Below are 3,971 nucleotides of genomic sequence, written 5' to 3'. Positions count from 1 at the left end.
CGGCTGGAGGTCAATGCGCTCGGCCTCGACGCGCTCGACCGCCGCTACCTCTCGATGGTCGCGCGGAATTTTGGCGGCGGGCCGGTCGGCATCGAGACGATCGCGGCAGGGCTTTCCGAGCCGCGCGACGCCATCGAGGACATCATCGAGCCCTATCTGATCCAGCAGGGATTCATCCAGCGCACGCCGCGCGGCCGCGTGCTGACCGCCAATGCCTGGCGGCATCTCGGCCTCGATGCGCCGAAGGACTTGGCGCAGCAGCAGATCAGCCTGTTCCAGGAAGAGTAGCGTCCGCGCGACGTTGCGGCTTCATTCCTGCGCAAAATCTCCTAATCCTGGTCAGCTTGCCGGCGCATTTGCGGGCTCTAACGCTTCGCTGTGGGACCGTCCGTCCCACGAACGACGGAGCTGAGCGATGATCACCAGACGTGGCTTCCTGCGCCTCATCGGCGGCTCGTTCTTATCGGCCGTGTCGCTCAGCGCTTATGCGGTTGGCCTTGAGCCGATGTTGTTGACGCATGTAAAGCGCTATTCATTGACGCCGCCAAACTGGCCTGCGGGATTGCGGCTTCGCGTCGTCGCTCTCGCCGATATCCATGCTTGCCGGCCATGGATGACGCCGGAGCGGATTAGGTCGCTTTCCGATCGGGCGAACAGCCTGCAGCCGGATCTGATTGTCCTGCTTGGCGATTATGCAGCCAGCACACGCCTGGTTTCGGACTGGGTGGGTTCCTCCGAATGGGCGCCGGCCTTGTCGGGACTGAAGGCGCCGCTCGGCGTGTGGTCAATCCTTGGCAATCACGACTGGTGGGAGGACCTTTCTGCGCAGAAAGCCGGGTTCGGCCCGACGGTGGCGCGCAGGGCGCTCGAAAGTGCCGGCATCCCGGTCCTGGAAAACGATGCGGTGCGCCTGGAAAAAGACGGGCATGGCTTCTGGGTCGCCGGACTTGCGGACCAACTTGCGCTGCGGCCGGGCAAGGCCTGGGGCCGCAGCAGATTCAAAGGACTGGACGACCTGCATGGCACGCTGGCAAAGGTGCGCGACAAGGCTCCTGTTATCCTGCTGGCGCATGAGCCGGACATATTCCCGAAGGTCCCGTCACGGGTATCGTTGACGCTTTCCGGTCATACCCATGGCGGACAGGTGCGGTTGCTCGGGTATTCTCCAGTCGTGCCATCCCGCTTCGGCAACCGTTTTGCCTATGGCCATGTCGTGGAGGAGAACCGTAACCTGATCGTCTCCGGAGGGCTCGGTTTCAGCATCCTGCCGGTGCGTTTTGGGATGCGCCCAGAGATTCTTTCGATCGAACTGGATTCAGCCTGAACCGCTTCAATGAAGTGACTTGATCGCGTCCATCACGTCCGGCTCGGCCTTGTCGCCATCAAACGCCTCGACGATGCCGAAGGCGCCGCCATAGCTCCAGACCGACCACGAGAAGCCATGGGCTTCTGCGCGCGCGATCATATCCCTTATATAAGCGGCGCGGTATTCAGCCGGCATCACTTGGGCATTGCCGTATTCCTGGCGGATCATGCCGAATTCGCCCAGCGTGATGTTCTCCGGTCTGATGCCGTTGGCCTTTGCCCAGGCCTCGACCCTGGTGAACGGTGCATTCATCGTCTCGAGCAGCTTCTCATCTGTGTCCATGCTGGCGACCTGCTCGTCGAGATAGGCAAGCAAGCCGTTCTGCCGCGCCCATGGCGCCTCGGCCTTGATCCTTGCGCGGATCGTATCGAGCGCTGCCTCCAGCTGGGCGCGCGGGACGGCGCTGAGCGGATAGGGCAGGCCAGTCACATAGGGGATGAAATCGCCGGCCCAGGTCGCGCCCTGATGGGTCAGCAGGAACGGGTCGTAGGTGTGAAAGGTCCAGATGATATTGTCGTCCGGGATCGCCTTCGGATCGATCTTTGCCAGCGATGCCGCATTGGAATAGCAGGCGCCGGTCAGGATCAGGGTGAGCTTCGTGGCCGACGAACGCGCCGCCGCGAACAGTCTCTGCTGGCGCTCCGGCCAGAAGCTGGTGCCGTCGGCGTCGCAGTCGACGACCGGCTCGTTCATCGGCTCGAAGGCGACTTGGCGCGGATCCTCATCGGCCAGCGTGCGCGCCATCCTGCGTACCATTTCGACATAGGCTTCGAAGGTTTTCGGGTCGCCCATCACCTCGCCCATGCCGATCTTACGGCTGCTGCCGCTGGGGATCAGATGCATGTCGACGATCACTTTCAGTCCGGCGCGATTGACCATGCGCACCGAGTCCAGCACGCTGGCATAGAGCCCGTCGCGCAACGCTAACGTCTCGCCGGACAGAAATGGCGACGGATCGACCGGCATGCGCAGGAAATCGAAGCCAGCGCTCTTCAGCGCCTTGAGGCCATCGTCATTGAGGAACTTGCGCCATTCCGGATAGGGCATTATCGCCTGCCGGTCGCTCCATTTTTCCTCGCCCGGCCAGGTCGTCCATTGGTCGAGATTGAGGCCGCGCTTCATCGAAAAGCTCGCCGCCTGGCCCGGCAGCACCAGCGCAGCCAGAACAAGCAGCGCCGCCATCAAGGCCTTGATCATCGCCGTCAACAGTGCCATCGGGTTCTTGCGCCAAGCTAATGCGTGTCGCCCAAAACTGTGTAGCGGTTTTGGGACAACGACGCGCACGGAAACAACCACCTAAGCGCGTCGCGCTTTAGGTGCCCGGTCAGGCCCGAAAAGGAAAGCGCAATGGATGATCATGGTGAATCGGCGGCGCTCTGCGGCGGGCTTTCCGGCGCGCTGACGGAATTCGGCCACCGGCTGATGGCACGGGTCTATTATGCCGACACCGATTTCTCCGGCGTGGTCTATCACGCGCGCTATCTCGAATTCTTCGAGCGTGGTCGTTCCGACTATCTCAGGCTTGCCGGAGTCCATCACACCGAGCTCGCCGAGGGCAAGCATGGAGAAAAAACAATCTGGGTGGTACGGCGCATGGAGATCGATTTCCGCGGATCTGCCCGTATGGACGACATCCTGACCATCGAGACGCGCACGGAGGACATTTCGGGCGCTCGCATCTTCATGGCGCAGCAGCTGAAGCGCGGCGGCGAGGTACTGGTCGAGGCGCGGGTCGAGGCGGCGATCATCGGCGAGAGCGGCCGGCCAAGACGTTTTCCGAAGGAATGGATCGCAACCTTCATGCCCAAGACAAATCGGTAGTTTACTTACGCCGGCGATCCGCGGACGATGCCTGGCGGCTCGCTCAAGGCGCGGCAATGCGCCGCGCTGTACGTCCTAACCCATCCTTAACCATAACGGTTCATGAAGAGAGTGGTGAAGATTGGAGGAATCCAGCGCCTTCCTTTCACCAACATTTGCCCCGAAAAGCCGTCAACGGTGCATTTTGGGGTTATTCCGCAAGCGTTGCGCGAACCGACCAAAAGGGATGCCCATGGGCCAGCCGCCAGCCGTGCCCGGAAAATCTTAAGGACGTAACCATGGAAAATATCGCACTCGCCGAACCGGGCGCGCATTTGTCGATTTGGGCGCTGTTCATGCAGGCCGGCTGGGTGGTCAAACTGGTCATGGTCGGGCTGCTCTGCGCCTCGATCTGGACCTGGGCGATCATCGTCGACAAGCTCGTCGCCTATGGCCGCATGCGGCTCGCGCTCAATCGCTTCGAACAGGTGTTCTGGTCCGGGCAGTCGCTGGAGGAGCTCTACCGCACGCTCGCCGACCGCAAAACGACCGGCATGGGCGCCATCTTCGTCGCCGCCATGCGCGAATGGAAGAAGAGCTTCGAGAAGGGCGCGAAATCGCCGCTTGGCCTGCAGACCCGCATCGACAAGGCGATGGACCTGGCGCTGACCCGCGAGATGGAAAAGCTGGAAGGACGGCTTGGCTTTCTCGCCACCACCGGCTCGGCGGCGCCCTTCATCGGCCTGTTCGGCACAGTGATCGGCATCATGACCTCGTTCCAGGCGATCGCCGCATCCAAGAATAC

5 protein-coding genes are annotated in these 3,971 nt (G+C 62.1%); 4 read left to right on the top strand and 1 reads right to left on the bottom strand.

From position 1 onward, the window contains the following. Both EOA86_RS25575 and EOA86_RS25570 read left to right on the top strand, forming a co-directional pair. A partial coding sequence (locus EOA86_RS25575) for a Holliday junction DNA helicase RuvB C-terminal domain-containing protein (RefSeq protein WP_281035698.1) occupies positions 1-288 on the top strand: 288 nt, incomplete at its 5' end. Positions 289-415: 127 nt separating this feature from the next. Beyond that, positions 416-1,324: a metallophosphoesterase gene (locus EOA86_RS25570; protein ID WP_128344224.1), complete on the top strand. Its 909-nt coding sequence runs from the start codon at positions 416-418 to the stop codon at positions 1,322-1,324. A gap of 6 nt (positions 1,325-1,330) precedes the next feature. On the opposite strand, the gene EOA86_RS25565 is transcribed toward EOA86_RS25570, so the two are convergent. Further along, a complete protein-coding gene (locus EOA86_RS25565; RefSeq protein WP_128344222.1) occupies positions 1,331-2,581 on the bottom strand; it encodes a cellulase family glycosylhydrolase in 1,251 nt (416 codons plus the stop codon). 132 nt (positions 2,582-2,713) lie between these two features. On the opposite strand from EOA86_RS25565, the gene ybgC reads away from it, so the two are divergent. Next, positions 2,714-3,187 carry a tol-pal system-associated acyl-CoA thioesterase gene (ybgC, locus tag EOA86_RS25560; RefSeq protein ID WP_128344220.1) on the top strand — a complete coding sequence of 158 codons (474 nt, stop codon included), beginning with the start codon at positions 2,714-2,716 and terminating at the stop codon, positions 3,185-3,187. Between the two features lie 278 nt (positions 3,188-3,465). Continuing rightward, on the top strand, positions 3,466-3,971 hold a 506-nt coding region (locus EOA86_RS25555; protein ID WP_128344218.1), incomplete at its 3' end, for a MotA/TolQ/ExbB proton channel family protein.

Source organism: Mesorhizobium sp. M5C.F.Ca.IN.020.32.2.1, from assembly GCF_004023105.1.
GTDB lineage: Bacteria > Pseudomonadota > Alphaproteobacteria > Rhizobiales > Rhizobiaceae > Mesorhizobium > Mesorhizobium wenxiniae.
Note: the sequence above shows the minus strand (reverse complement) of the source record. Positions and strands in the feature narration are given on the sequence as shown.